This is a genomic window from Granulicella sp. L56 (genome assembly GCF_009765835.1).
GTDB lineage: Bacteria > Acidobacteriota > Terriglobia > Terriglobales > Acidobacteriaceae > Edaphobacter.
Window position 1 is genome coordinate 1 of the sequence record NZ_LMUS01000003.1, and the last position, 13,313, is coordinate 13,313.

The 13,313-nt window shown below is 59.3% G+C and carries 11 protein-coding genes; 8 read left to right on the forward strand and 3 right to left on the reverse strand.

The genetic code is table 11. From position 1 onward, the window contains the following. The coding region (gene pgsA / locus GSQ81_RS06480) for a CDP-diacylglycerol--glycerol-3-phosphate 3-phosphatidyltransferase (protein WP_158909973.1) at nt 1-449 on the reverse strand (449 nt) is incomplete at its 3' end. Nucleotides 450-716: 267 nt separating this feature from the next. Here pgsA and GSQ81_RS06485 point away from each other — a divergent pair. Next, entirely contained in the window at nt 717-2,258 is a 1,542-nt protein-coding gene (locus GSQ81_RS06485; protein ID WP_158909974.1) for an Ig-like domain-containing protein, read from the forward strand. A 3-nt stretch (nt 2,259-2,261) separates the two neighbouring features. Here the strand turns inward: GSQ81_RS06485 and GSQ81_RS06490 are convergent, their stop codons facing one another. Next, nucleotides 2,262-3,527: a Glu/Leu/Phe/Val dehydrogenase gene (locus GSQ81_RS06490; RefSeq protein ID WP_158909975.1), complete on the reverse strand. Its 1,266-nt coding sequence runs from the start codon at nt 3,525-3,527 to the stop codon at nt 2,262-2,264. Nucleotides 3,528-3,683: 156 nt separating this feature from the next. Between GSQ81_RS06490 and trpE the strand changes: the two genes are divergently transcribed. After that, complete coding sequence (trpE, locus tag GSQ81_RS06495) at nt 3,684-5,198, forward strand: anthranilate synthase component I (RefSeq protein WP_158909976.1); 1,515 nt, start codon at nt 3,684-3,686, stop codon at nt 5,196-5,198. Here the strand turns inward: trpE and GSQ81_RS06500 are convergent. Further along, nucleotides 5,195-5,431, reverse strand: coding sequence for a hypothetical protein (locus tag GSQ81_RS06500; protein ID WP_158909977.1), 237 nt, complete (start codon nt 5,429-5,431; stop codon nt 5,195-5,197). The genes trpE and GSQ81_RS06500 overlap by 4 nt on opposite strands. Nucleotides 5,432-5,452: 21 nt before the next feature. Here GSQ81_RS06500 and GSQ81_RS06505 point away from each other — a divergent pair, with 21 nt between their 5' ends. The 6 genes from GSQ81_RS06505 (at nt 5,453) to GSQ81_RS06530 (ending at nt 13,298) form a co-directional block, all read left to right on the forward strand. Then, entirely contained in the window at nt 5,453-6,151 is a 699-nt protein-coding gene (locus GSQ81_RS06505) for a lysophospholipid acyltransferase family protein (protein ID WP_174237947.1), read from the forward strand. An 82-nt stretch (nt 6,152-6,233) separates the two neighbouring features. Next, nucleotides 6,234-7,337, forward strand: a complete 1,104-nt coding sequence (queA, locus tag GSQ81_RS06510; protein WP_158909978.1) for a tRNA preQ1(34) S-adenosylmethionine ribosyltransferase-isomerase QueA — start codon at nt 6,234-6,236, stop codon at nt 7,335-7,337. A gap of 379 nt (nt 7,338-7,716) precedes the next feature. After that, nucleotides 7,717-10,569 (forward strand): DNA polymerase I, encoded by a 2,853-nt coding sequence (polA, locus tag GSQ81_RS06515; protein WP_158909979.1) that lies wholly within the window; start codon nt 7,717-7,719, stop codon nt 10,567-10,569. 98 nt (nt 10,570-10,667) lie between these two features. Further along, nucleotides 10,668-11,399, forward strand: a complete 732-nt coding sequence (locus GSQ81_RS06520) for a hypothetical protein (protein ID WP_158909980.1) — start codon at nt 10,668-10,670, stop codon at nt 11,397-11,399. 41 nt (nt 11,400-11,440) lie between these two features. Next, on the forward strand, nt 11,441-11,830 hold the full coding sequence (locus tag GSQ81_RS06525) for a hypothetical protein (protein WP_158909981.1): 390 nt from the start codon (nt 11,441-11,443) through the stop codon (nt 11,828-11,830). Nucleotides 11,831-11,942: 112 nt separating this feature from the next. Continuing rightward, complete coding sequence (locus tag GSQ81_RS06530) at nt 11,943-13,298, forward strand: FAD-binding protein (RefSeq protein WP_158909982.1); 1,356 nt, start codon at nt 11,943-11,945, stop codon at nt 13,296-13,298. Nucleotides 13,299-13,313 lie beyond the last annotated feature (15 nt).

The window sequence follows — 13,313 nt, forward strand, 5'->3', positions numbered from 1 at the left end:
GCGGCGACCACCGAGACGATCTGAATGACGGTTTTGAGCTTGCCGATCTCGCTGGCCTGAATGGTGAAGCCTTCGGTCGCGGCGATCGAACGCAACCCGGAGACGAGAAACTCTCGCCCTATGACCAGAACGGCGATCCACGGCGGAACGACGCGCGGATTGTAAGCGACCAAAATAATAAAGGCCGCGCTGACCATGAGCTTATCGGCGAGCGGGTCAAGCAGCATTCCCGTCGTCGTGATCTGCTGGCGCCGCCGCGCGAGGTAGCCGTCGAGCCCGTCGGTAATGCTCGCCAAAATAAAGACGATGGAGGCAATCACTTCCTGCTCGCCGCCACGCAGGCCCACGGCTCCATGACCACCCGTCCACGGAAAAGCGGGCGAGAGTATCCAGAGCAGAAGGGGCACGCAGGCAACGCGGCTCATCGTGATGGAGTTGGGCAAATTCATGCGCAGACGGTCGAAAACGGCGTGGGAGGATATACCGCCCAATGATAGTAATTCTGCCACATCGGGGATAGCAGCGGCGTAAAAGCCATGCAGACCTCTTATCTGGAAGACGACCCTCGCGGCGAAATTGTTGCCCCCTTTACCGATTCTTCTTTAAATCTCAGCTCGCTTCGACAATAAATCTCCTGCATTCAACATCTCTCTCGTATTCCCCCTGAAATGCCGATAAAGAGACCGTACGCCACGACGGCTCAAAGAGTGTCCCAAATGTCGATTCAAAGCTTCGCCCTGAAGACGATCACCCTTATCGCATTGATATCTGTGTCTCTCCCGGCGGCGACGCAACAGCTTTCGACCGACCAGACCACGAAGAATGAAGTCAAGACAGTCGCGACATCCCAGACAACAGCCGTCGCAACCAGTGTCGTCCTCACGATCTCTACAGCGTCTACGATCTCCTATGGCGAGGACGTTGGCGGCTACGCGCTGGTCAGCTCCAGCGATGGCACCCCCTTATCGGGGACAGTGACGTTTTACGACGGTGCAACAAACATCTGCACGATACCGGTGACCCAGACGACAAGCTGCCCTGCCGGTGCCGGAACCGGATTTGTAGCCAGAACCCACATGCTGACGGCGGCATATTCCGGAGACTCCAACCATCTACGCTCAACTTCGAATGGTGTGCCGGTCGTGGTCTTACCCGACGTAACGACGCTAAGCCTGACCAGTTCCATGAATCCGGCAAGCTATGGGAACAACGTGGCGTTGACTGCCACCGCACGAGGAAACCATGCAGTTCCTTCAGGACAGATCGAATTTCTCGATGGAACAAATCTCATTGCAACCGCCACGCTGAACCCGTCCGGCACAGTGTCGATAACACAATCTGCATTAGCGTTGGGGACACACCCAATAACGGCCAGATATACGGCAACCCAGAACTTCGGAGCCGCCGCGAGCACCATTCTCAACCAGGTCATTCAGCCTTCAACGGGAATGGCGACAGCAACGACTCTGGCTTCCAACGTAAACCCTGTAGCAACGGGACAGAGCGTGACCTTCACCGCCGATGTCGCGACCGTGGGGCAAACGCTTGTGCCTACCGGGACTGTGACATTTCTGGATGGAAGTACGGTCCTGGGGATGGCGCCTCTAAACGGCTCTGGGCTGGCCACCTTAACCACCTCTTCCCTCGCGTCCGGCAGCCATACGATATCGGCTAACTATGTGGGTTCCAGCATTACCGCGGCAAGTTCATCCACTCCATTGACAGAGACAGTGAACGGCACCTCGTCGTCAGCCCCTTTTACGTTGACCGTAGCAGGCACACCAACCGTCATGACAGGACAAGGCGTGAATCTCGTGATTACCGTAGCGCCGCGAGTCGGCACCATTCAGCCGGTGCAACTCTCATGCGGCGGACTACCGGCAGAGTCTGCCTGCACCTTTGGCAGCACGACACTTCCCACAAACGGCGGCACCACCAGCCTGCAGATCAGCACCATGGCCCCGCATAGCTGCGAATCGGATACACCGTACTCGCAAAACGCAGGGATACCCTTCGCTGGCCCTGCACTTGCTGGTTTGATGCTGTTCTTTCTTCCGCGCCGCCGACGTAAATCGATGAAGAACCTGCTGATGGTTCTGGTCGCAATCTGCGGCATCGCGTCGCTCATGGGCTGCGGAAACTGCAGCGATCTGGGAACGCGCCCCGGCGACTATACCATTCAGATCGTCGGCACCTCAACGGGAGCCGCTACCAGTAAAGTCGTCACGAAGATCACGCTGCATGTAACCGTCCCGTAGCGCCTATGCGTACATACCGCGCTGCTTGGTCGTATAGGCCACGCGGTCGATGGCCAGCATATAGGCAGCGATGCGGTTGTTGACGTTGTGGGCCTTCGCATAGGCAAGTACGTCCTGAAAGCTGTCGGCCATAATGCGGTCGAGCCGCTGGTTCACCTCGGTCTCGGTCCAGAAATAGCCCATCCGGTCCTGCACCCACTCGAAGTAGCTGGTCGTGACACCGCCAGCGTTCGCGAGAATGTCGGGAATCACGAAAATACGCTTGTCGGCGAGGATGTCATCGGCAAGCGTCGTCGTCGGCCCATTCGCACCTTCGCAGAGGATGCGGCAGCGCAGCTTGTCTGTATTCCTGCTGGTGATGACGTTCTCTGTCGCCGCTGGAATAAGGATCTCGCAGGCATAGGTCAGCAGCTCATCCTTGTCTGCCGCCTCCGCTTCGGCAAAGCCGTTGATAGTGCCCGCGCGCTGGCGGTGCTCAATCAGCGCAACGATATCGATTCCGTTCGCGTTATAAAGTCCGCCATCGTATTCAGCGATGCCGATGATCTTGTAGCCCTTCGCCGCAAGAATGGCCGCCGCATTGGAGCCGACGTTGCCAAATCCCTGCACGATCACCCTGCAATCCTCGACAGACATGCCAAGATGTTTCAACGCCTCATCGCATACGACGGAGATGCCTCGCCCCGTAGCCTCGCGCCGCCCGCGAGAGCCGCCGATATTGACCGGCTTGCCCGTCACAACCGCGGTGCAGGTCTGCCGCGTGTGCATCGAATAGGTATCCATAATCCACGCCATCGTCTGCTCGTTGGTGCCCACGTCGGGGGCGGGAACATCCTTCTCCGGGCCGATGAACTCTATCAGCTCGGCGGTGTAGCGCCGGGTCATCCGCTCCAACTCTCCCTGCGACATCTTTCTAGGGTCGCAGATGATGCCGCCCTTGGCTCCGCCAAACGGAATATTGACCACAGCACACTTCCAGGTCATCCAACTGGCCAGCGCTCGCACCTCGTCGAGCGAGACATTAGGCGCATAGCGAACACCACCCTTGCCGGGGCCGCGCGCAATCGAGTGCTGAACGCGGTAGCCCGTGAAGACCTCAATCGATCCGTCGTCCATGCCTACGGGGATGTAAACCGTGATCTCGCGAACCGGCAAGCGCAGCACCTTCATAATGCCAGCATCAAGATTGAGCTTTGTAGCGGCAATATCGAATCGAGCGGCTTGCGCCTCCCACGGGTTGGTCTCCTGCTCGATAGTAAGCGTCTGCATGGCCGTAATCCTCTCCTTGGTTGGCAATCTCAGCGTTGCTCCAGCCAAACCCCGAGGAGTATAGGCTTAGCCGCTGAAATTGTGCAATCCAACCAATAGTTAGACGCAGACCAGCGGCAAACAAGAAAATCGGCCGCAGTTATGATGGAGGCAGCCATGCCGATTGCCGATACCAATTCCCTACCCTCTGCCAGCGACTTTCTAAAGCTGAGCCGCAAGCACTCGCTCGTGCCCGTCTACCGCACAGTAACGGCAGACCTCGAAACGCCGGTGTCGGCCTTTCTGCGCATCGCAGCCGAGGAGCCGGAGGCATTCCTGCTCGAATCGGTCGAAGGCGGCAAACACGTTGGCCGTTACACCTTCATCGGCATCCAGCCCTATAAAAAGATCGTCTCGCGCGGCACGCACATCACCGTACAAGAAGGTCGCCGCCAGCGCACCTTTACCGGCGACATCTTTCAGGAGCTAAAGGACGCGCTCAGCGGCCATATCCCGGCAAAGCTTCCCGGCCTTCCGCCCTTCACCGCAGGCGCAGTAGGTTTTTTCGCCTACGACGTCGTGCGCCAGATCGAAAAACTGCCCTCGCTCGCCAAAGACGACCTCGGCGTTCCCGACGCCTGCCTCATGTTCTTCGATCAGGTGCTCGCCTTCGACCACGTGAAGAAAGAGATTCACCTGATCGCGACGGTAGACCTCACACGCGAGGCCCGCGATGGCGCCTACCAGCGAGCAGTCCGTCGCTTGAACCGAATGGAACGGAGCCTCGCAAACGCGCTCCCCACAAAGCGTAAAAAGAAGCCTGCCGGAAAGTTTGTCCTGAGCCCACAGACATCGAAGGCCGCCTTCATCAAGTCCGTCAACAAGACCAAGGAGTACATCGCCTCAGGCGACGTCTTCCAATGCGTTCTGTCGCAGCGCTTCGACTGCGTGCCAGGAGTCGATGCCTTCGAGGTCTACCGTGCGCTCCGCATCGTAAATCCATCGCCCTACATGTACTTCTTGCGCTTTGGCATGGATGCCAAACCCGGCAAGAAGCCAACCGCAGCGCACATCGTAGGCTCTTCGCCTGAGTTGCTGGTGCGCGTGCACGGCCGCGAGGTCGAGTACCGCCCCATCGCCGGAACCCGTCCCCGCAGCGCCGACGAGGCCGAGGACGACGCCTTCGAAGCCGACCTTCGCTCCGACACCAAAGAGGTCGCCGAGCATATCATGCTGGTCGATCTTGGGCGCAACGACGTGGGCCGCGTCAGCGAGTACGGCTCCGTCAAAGTAAAAGACCTGATGTACGTGGAGAAGTACAGCCACGTCATGCACCTCGTCAGCACGCTCGAAGGAAAACTGAAGCCGGAGCTTGCGCCCATCGACGCCTTCCGTTCCTGCTTCCCCGCCGGAACCCTCAGCGGAGCGCCGAAGATCCGCGCCATGGAGATCATCGAAGAACTGGAACCCACACGGCGCGGCGTCTACGGCGGCAGCATCCTCTACGCCGACTTCAACGGCAACCTCGACTCCTGCATCGCCATCCGCACGCTCTACATGAACGGAGAGCAGGGGCACATTCAGGCCGGAGCCGGAATTGTCGCCGACTCCGTTCCTGAAAAAGAATTTGAGGAGTGCCGCAACAAGGCACAAGCAGTGGTTCGTGCGATCGAACGCGCCCGAAAAAGCTAATCCTCTTCCCTTTCGTGATGCAGCGCCCACCAGACGCCGCCAATAATCTGCGCTGCTCCAATGGCACGCGTCAAATTCGGTTTGTCGTGGAGCTTATGCATCATGTCTCGCCAGACCTTGGGGCCATGCTCCCAGGCCAAAGCATCATGACGAGGACAAACGACAGCCATGACGCCATCTCCAATCAGGGCCATGGCAGTGAAGTGTTTCCAGCGTTTTGGTGTAAGCAGCATTCGAATCACCTCTGCGGTTAGATGTTGCATCGCAACCGCTTGTTGTCCGGATTCTGGATTCGGCTCAAGGCTGGTAAAGGTAAACTCATCTTCGTGGACTCTTCGTACACGCTGAAGCAGCGCATCGCCCTCGCTATCGTGCCACGCCTTGCGAGCGCCATCATCTGCTGCCTCGGCGTCACTCTGCGTTATGAAGACGTCTGTGACCCCGACACCCTGCCCGGCTACGACACCGCGCCGCCCGCCGTCTATGCCTTCTGGCACCGCTGCCTGCTTGCCTCGGCATGGCGATTCCGCAACCACGGCGTCACCATCCTCATCAGCCGCAGCTTCGATGGCGAACTAATCGCCCGCACCGTCGAGCGTCTCGGCTTCATCGCCATCCGCGGCTCCAGCTCCCGCGACGGAGCCGCCGGTCTGCGCAACCTGCAACGCGCTTACGTTGCCGGACACTACTGCGCCATCACCGCCGACGGCCCTCGAGGCCCCGCACAGATCGCCAAACCCGGCGTCGTCCAACTAGCCAAGCTAGTCGACAGCACCGTCGGAGCCTTCTACGTTCATCCCCACAGCGCCTGGCATGCCAACTCCTGGGACCGCTTCCTCATCCCGAAGCCCTTCTCCCGAGTCACCGTAGCCTGGACCGCCCAGGTCCCCGCCGACCAAACCGCCGTCCAAACCGCCCTCGACCACTCCGTAGAACTAGCCCAATCCAGTTAATCCGGGTGCCCCATGTCCGGATTCTCGGACATGGGTGATAGCGCCTAACATTACCGATCTTGCAGTAACTAAAATAAAGCCAGTGCGTGTAACCGACTTCCATTTCGACCTCCCCGAAGAGCTCATCGCCCAATCGCCTCCACCGGTTCGCGGCACCAGCCGTATGCTCCGTCTCGACCGCCGCACCGGCGAATACAGCGACGACTTCTTCCGCAACCTCCCCGAAATCCTTCGCCCCGGCGACCTGCTCATCCTCAACGACAGCCGCGTCATCCCCGCGCGCCTCTACGCCACCCGCACCGGTCTCCACACCCCGCAAAGTTCTCCCAATCCCAGCGGACGCATCGAAGTCCTCCTCACCCAGCACCTCGGCGGCGAAGACTGGTCGGCCCTCGTCCGCCCCAGCCGCAAGGTCCAGCCCGGCGAGCATCTCCACTTCCACGACGCCAACGAAACCAAGCCACTCCTCACCGCCGAGATCCTCACCGCCGGAGAGTTCGGCGAACGCACCCTGCGCTTCGCCCCCACGTCAGACTTTCAAGCCGTCCTCGAAAAGATCGGCCACATGCCGCTGCCGCCCTACATCCACCGCAGCGACACCTCCGAAGACCGCGACCGCTACCAGACCGTCTTCTCCCACGAACCCGGCAGTGCAGCCGCCCCCACCGCCGGACTCCACTTCACACCGGAGATCCTCGAGCAACTTAAACAAAACGGCATCCAGATCGAGACCATCACCCTCCACGTAGGCCTCGGAACCTTCCAGCCCGTCCGTGCCGAAAATCTTGCCGACATCCATCTCCACGCCGAGCACTACACCCTCCCCGCCGCCACCGCCACAGCCATCAACGCGGCGCTGGCAGAGGGCCGCCGCATCATCGCCGCCGGAACCACCACCACCCGCACGCTCGAACACTGCGCACAACTGGCCAACACCGATCCCTTCGAGCCGCACACCGGACTTCGCCTTCATCCTCACTCCGGCTCCACCGAAATCTTCATCAGCCCCGGCCACAAATTCCGCGTCGTCAGTGGCCTGCTCACCAACTTCCACCTGCCGCAGTCCACGCTGCTGATGCTGGTAAGCGCCTTCGCCGGAAGAGAACAAGTCCTCGCCGCCTACGCCCACGCCGTCCGCGAGCGCTACCGCTTCTTCTCCTACGGCGACTGCATGTTGCTCCTCTAGAAAATCAATTCATCTACTTAGCCCTATAATCATCAGCCAGTGATCGAAAAGTATGAATCCAGACGAATCCGCGTCCAAATACGTCACGTCCTCTTGGATGTTTGGGATCCTATTGGAGTAAAAAACGTTTCGCATGCTCAAGATGAATATGACAGTTACATAGGAAGACTTTACGAACTGCTGGTAAGTAAATCTTCAGATGCAACGCTGATCGATTATCTTTTTGGGGTTGTCCACGACGAGATGGGACTGGGCGCTGCAAGAAAATCTGACATGGCGAGTACTGTGGAAGCGCTTCGACGAATTCAACTGCCATAGATTGAACTGACTGCTGCAGTCCGTGGTCGTATTTACGCCAACGCGCTACCATCAAACCACCATGCCTGACGCAAAAAATACCGCCGAAAAACCGCCCATCTATCTCCTCGACAGCATGGCCTTCATCTTCCGCGCCTACCACGCCATGCAGCGCCAGCGGCCCATGTCCACGCGCACCGGCATCCCCACCGCAGCGACCTATGTCTTCGTCAACATGATCAACAAGCTGCGCAAGGACTTCCAGCCCCACTACCTCGCCGCCGTCTACGACCTCTCCGGTCCCGTCTTCCGCGATGAGCGCGCCAAGGAGATGAAGGGCGTCAAAAAGTTCAACATCAAAACCCAGCAGTTCGAGGTCATCGACTACGCAGGCTACAAGGCCAATCGCGCCGAGATGCCGCAAGACCTCGCCCAGCAGCTTCCCTTCATCCGCCGCGCCCTCGAAGCCTTCCGCATCCCCATCCTCAGCTACGAGGGCTTCGAGGCCGACGACGTCATCGGCACGCTCTCCTGCAAGCTCTCCGAGCTCGGCCACAAGGTCTTCGTCGTCTCCTCCGACAAAGACATGATGCAGCTCGTCAACGACGGCGTCTCCATCCTCAACCCGACCAAGGACAACCTGATCCTCGATCCTGCGGGAGTCGAAAATATCCTCGGCGTCCCTCCAGCCCGCGTAATCGACGTAATGGCACTGCGCGGCGATGCCATCGATAACATCCCCGGCGCACCCGGTATCGGCGACAAAGGCTCCGTCGAACTCATCCAACAATTCGGCACCGTCGAAGCCGCGCTCGACCGCGCCGAAGAGGTCAAAAAGAAAACGTATCGCGAATCGTTACAAAATAATCGCGACAATATTTTGCTCTCCAAAGAGCTCGTCACCATCCACACCGGCGTCCCCATCGAATTCAGCATCGAGGACATGCTCACCCAGCCCATCGACAACGCCGCCAGCCGCGAGCTCTTCTCCGAACTCGAATTCACCACGCTGCTCAAAGAGCTGGCCCCCGCCGTCGACAACGCACCCATCACGTACATCACCAAGCCCACGCAAGAGCAGATCGCCGCCCTCCTCACCGAAGCCCGCACCATCGACAAGACCACCGGCAAACCCCACGGTCTCGCCATCGCCATCTTCGAAGACGCCCGCGCCATCGCCGAAGAAACAACCGCCGACCCCAGCGAAGAATCCGCCGAACCCGAGCCGCCGCCCGCCGAAAACCTCTCCCTCTTCGGCGCACCCGAACCAGCCGCAAATCCGGGTGCCCCAGGTCTCGATTCTGAGACCTGGGTTTCCGCCACCGGCGAATCCACAGACCCCGCCTGCAAGCTAGGCCTCGCCGTCGACTCGCACACCTCCATCGAAGTCTCCCTCGACGCTCCCGGCATCAAGGAAGCACTCCTCGACGCCACGCTCCCCAAAGACGTCCACGACCTCAAAGCTGTCCACCGCGCGCTCGAACCTCACGGCATCACGCTCGCCGGAGTCCGCAACGATGTCATGCTCCTCAGCTACCTCGTCAATCCAACCCACGGATCGCATACTCTAGCAGACGTCACCGCACGCTTCACTAACCGCGCCCTCGCACAAGTCACCAAGGGCATCGTCTCCAAAGACCTGCTACCCGAAGCCGCAAACGCAGTCCAGCGCCTCGCTCCGATTCTCCGCGCAGAGATTGAAACCTCTAAAGTTACAAATGTCTACGACACCATCGATCTCCCACTCGTAGCCGTCCTTCTGCGCATGGAGCAGGCCGGAGTCCGCATCGACCCCACCGTCCTCAACGACATGTCGAACCGCCTCGCCATCGAAATCGATAATCTGGCTGAACGAATTTATACCGAGTCCGGCCATCGCTTCAACATCAACTCCCCCAAGCAGCTAGGCGACGTTCTCTTCAACAAGATGCTTCTCCCCAAGCCGATGAAGTACGGCAAGGGCAAGGTAGTCTCCACCGCACAGGATGTCCTCGAAGAGCTGGCCGAACACCACACCACACCAGCGCTCGTCCTCGAATACCGCCAGCTAGCCAAGCTGAAAAATACCTACCTCGACCAACTCCCCAACCTCGCCGACCGCGAAGGCCGCATTCACACCACCTTCAATCAAGTCGGCACCGCAACCGGACGCCTCTCATCCACCAACCCAAACCTGCAAAACATTCCCGTCCGCACCGCGGTAGGTCGCGAGATCCGCGCCGCCTTCATCGCGGCTCCCGGCAACGTCCTCATGTCGGCGGACTACTCGCAGATCGAACTCCGCCTCATGGCCCACTTCTCGCAGGACCCGCTTCTGCTCGACGCCTACCGCACCGGCAAGGACATCCACACCCTCACCGCAGCCGAGGTCTTCGGTGTCGACGCCGCGACCATGGATAAAGAGACACGCAACCGCGCCAAAGCGGTCAACTTCGGCATCGTCTACGGCATCAGCCCCTTCGGGCTCAGCGCCCAGCTCGGCATCGACCAGAAGACCGCGAAGCAGTACATCGAAACCTACTTCGAGCGCTACGCCGGTGTCCGCCGCTTCATCGACGAGACCCTCGAGACCGTCCGCCGCGATCAGGCTGTCCGCACCCACTTCGGACGCGTCCGCCCCATCCCCGACATCCAGTCCCGCAATCCCAACATGCGCGGCTTCGCCGAGCGCACCGCAGTCAACACACCGCTGCAAGGCACCGCAGCCGACCTCATCAAGCTAGCCATGCTCCGCATCGATCAAATCATCCGCGACCGCAAGCTCAAATCGCAGATGACCCTCCAGGTCCACGACGAACTTCTCTTCGACGTAGTCCCCGAAGAGGCCGACGAACTACAAAAGCTGGTCAAGCAGGAGATGGAACAAGTAGCCGAATTCACCGTCCCCATCATCGCCGAGGTAGGCATCGGCCAGAACTGGCGCGACATCAAATAAGCCCGTCGAGAAAAATATCTACACTCGCGAAATTTCACGGGCGTCCCCGCGCAAGCCGGAGTAAGATGCTTCCCTATCAGGCATCGTGAGGCGCAATCGTGGGCAACTGGAACAACTTCTCGAATACGCTGAACGGATACGGTTACTCCGTCCAGATGCCCCTTGGTTTTATGTCCATGCCGCCTGATCCTATGAGCGGAGGAATCTTCGCATGGCCACCCGGCTCGACACCGCCGCCCAATAGTCCTGCGCTTATATGGATTCTTCCGGTGATGCCGCCCTACCTGCCCGGCCTGGTGCAGCACTATTACAACTTCGACAACCCTATGGTCGCCGCCTACAACGCCCAGAGCCTCGGTCTGCTGAGCGTATTGCGCATCACACCGTTGCGCCAGACCAGCCTGAACGGCGTTACGACCCTGGTGCGCGAGTTCGATGCTCTCTCCATGGATGGAAATTCCATACGCATGAGCGCCATGCTGCTGCAAGGCCCCTTCTCTGCTGTACAGTGCGTCGTCGGCATCAGCCTCTGTCGCTGGGTAGAATTCGCCGGTTCGACGCTTCAGTTCATAGCCAATCTTCAGTTGAATGGGACCTCGGCCGCTCCCGGCGAAGTCCGCACCCTGATCGACAAGAACAATCTGAACCATGTAGAAATGCAACTGGTCAACGCCGACAGTTCCGTAGTGACTCCCATCATGACCCTGCCTACCACCGTCGGCCAGTCACAGATATTCGAGATACACGTTGCGGCTGGGGGTTCCCTCTCTTTCGGAGACGTAAAAGGGACCAATGTTCAGATCGGGGACCACAACATCGTCCACACCTAACAAGGGCCGCGTACACGAGAACGAAGCGAGGAGATTTTTATATGTCGAATATCCAAATGGGTACCGTATCCGGAACCAACGTTCAGGTTGGCGACAACAACACCCAGAACGTCACCATGAATCAAGTTGACCGCGACCAGATTCTCAGCCTACTGGACTCGCTCCATCAGCAGATTCAACAAGCTCCTATTCCTGAAGAGGCCAAGCAGGCGATCACACAGCAGGTGCTGCCCAGCATGCAGGAGGCTGCCAAACAGCCCGATCCAAAACCCGGACTCGCCAAGGGCCTGGAGGATCTCAATAAAAATCTAACGAACGTCAACACCGCTGCCAGTTCCGTGTCTGAAATCGTAGGAACAGTATCTAAAATCGCAGGCATCATCGGTATCGGCGTCAAAGTAGTGGCTCCCTTTCTAGCTGCATTTTTGTAGAAGGCTCCTCATCGCATATGGCCTGACTGATACATGATCGTTTACACTGGCGAACTCGTTGCAAAGATGAAGAAATCGCCAACCTAATTTCACAAAGCATTTGGATAGGTAAATGAACAAAAGAGAATTCCTCAAAGCCTCAGGCGCTATCATCACCGGAACCATGCTGTCCCGCGTCGCCCCAGCCGAACCAACTACCAACGCCGCCGCCCACCGCACCAACTGGTCCGGCAATCTCACCTATCACACCGACCATTTGCTTCAGCCCACAACCGTGGAAGAGGTCCAGCAGGCGGTCAAGAGCTGCACCAAGGTCAGAGCCCTCGGCGCGCGCCACTCCTTCAACACCATCGCCGACAGCAACTTCAACCAGATCTCCGTCAAAGCCCTTCAGAACATGTCGGTCGATGCCAAGGCCCGCACCGTCACCGTCGGCGGCGGCGTCACCTACGGCGGCCTCTCGCCATGGCTCGACTCGCAAGGCTTCGCCGTCCCCAATCTCGCCTCGCTGCCCCACGTCTCGGTCGCCGGAGCCTGCGCCACCGCCACCCACGGCTCCGGCAACAAGAACGGCAACCTCTCCACCTCCGTCGCAGCCGTAGAGATCGTCACCGCCGACGGCAACCTCGTCCACATCTCCCGCGAAACAGACGGCGACCAGATCCTCGGCGCTGCCGTCGCCCTCGGCGGCCTCGGCGTCATCACCAGCACCACGCTCGACGTGATCCCGCGCTTCGATATGGCACAGGTCGTCTACGAAAATCTCTCCTTCGACCAGCTCGAGCACAACCTCGAAGCCATCTTCGGCAGCGGCTACAGCGTCAGCCTCTTCACCGACTGGCAAAAAAATCGCGCCACCCAGGTCTGGATTAAGAGCCGCCTCGCCCCCGGCGGCAAGGCCGACATGCCGGCCCAGTTCTACGGCGCAACCCTCGCCAAACAAAAGCTCCACCCCATCACCGGAGCCTCCGCCATCAACTGCACCGAGCAGCAAGGCATCCCCGGCCCCTGGTACGAGCGCATGCCACACTTCCGCATGAACTTCACCCCCAGCAGCGGCAACGAGCTGCAAACCGAATACTTCGTCCCCCGCGACAAGGGCTACGCCGCCATCCGCGCCGTCGAAGAGCTTCGCGACCACATCACGCCGCATCTCTTCGTCACCGAGTTCCGCACCATCGCCGCCGACAACATTTGGATGAGCACCTGCCACAACCGCGACGCTATGACGCTCCACTTCACCTGGAAGCCCGACTGGCCCTCGGTCAAAAAAGTCCTGCCGCTCATCGAAGCCAAGCTCGCACCCTTCGATGCCCGCCCGCACTGGGCCAAGATGTTCACCATGCAGCCCTCGCACATTCAGAAGCTCTACGAAAAGCTGCCCGACTATCAGGCCATGCTCAAGCACTACGACCCCAACGGAAAATTCCGCAACGACTTCCTCAACACCAACATCTTCAGCGCTTGAACGCCTCTACTGCTG

Bases quoted from the DNA above. Each gene is read 5' to 3' on its own strand.
- GSQ81_RS06485 (WP_158909974.1), top strand. From the start codon at position 717: ATGTCGATTCAAAGCTTCGCCCTGAAGACGATCACCCTTATCGCATTG.
- GSQ81_RS06490 (WP_158909975.1), bottom strand. From the start codon at position 3,527: ATGCAGACGCTTACTATCGAGCAGGAGACCAACCCGTGGGAGGCGCAA.
- trpE (WP_158909976.1), top strand. From the start codon at position 3,684: ATGCCGATTGCCGATACCAATTCCCTACCCTCTGCCAGCGACTTTCTA.
- GSQ81_RS06500 (WP_158909977.1), bottom strand. From the start codon at position 5,431: ATGCTGCTTACACCAAAACGCTGGAAACACTTCACTGCCATGGCCCTG.
- GSQ81_RS06505 (WP_174237947.1), top strand. From the start codon at position 5,453: ATGTTGCATCGCAACCGCTTGTTGTCCGGATTCTGGATTCGGCTCAAG.
- polA (WP_158909979.1), top strand. From the start codon at position 7,717: ATGCCTGACGCAAAAAATACCGCCGAAAAACCGCCCATCTATCTCCTC.
- GSQ81_RS06525 (WP_158909981.1), top strand. From the start codon at position 11,441: ATGTCGAATATCCAAATGGGTACCGTATCCGGAACCAACGTTCAGGTT.
- GSQ81_RS06530 (WP_158909982.1), top strand. From the start codon at position 11,943: ATGAACAAAAGAGAATTCCTCAAAGCCTCAGGCGCTATCATCACCGGA.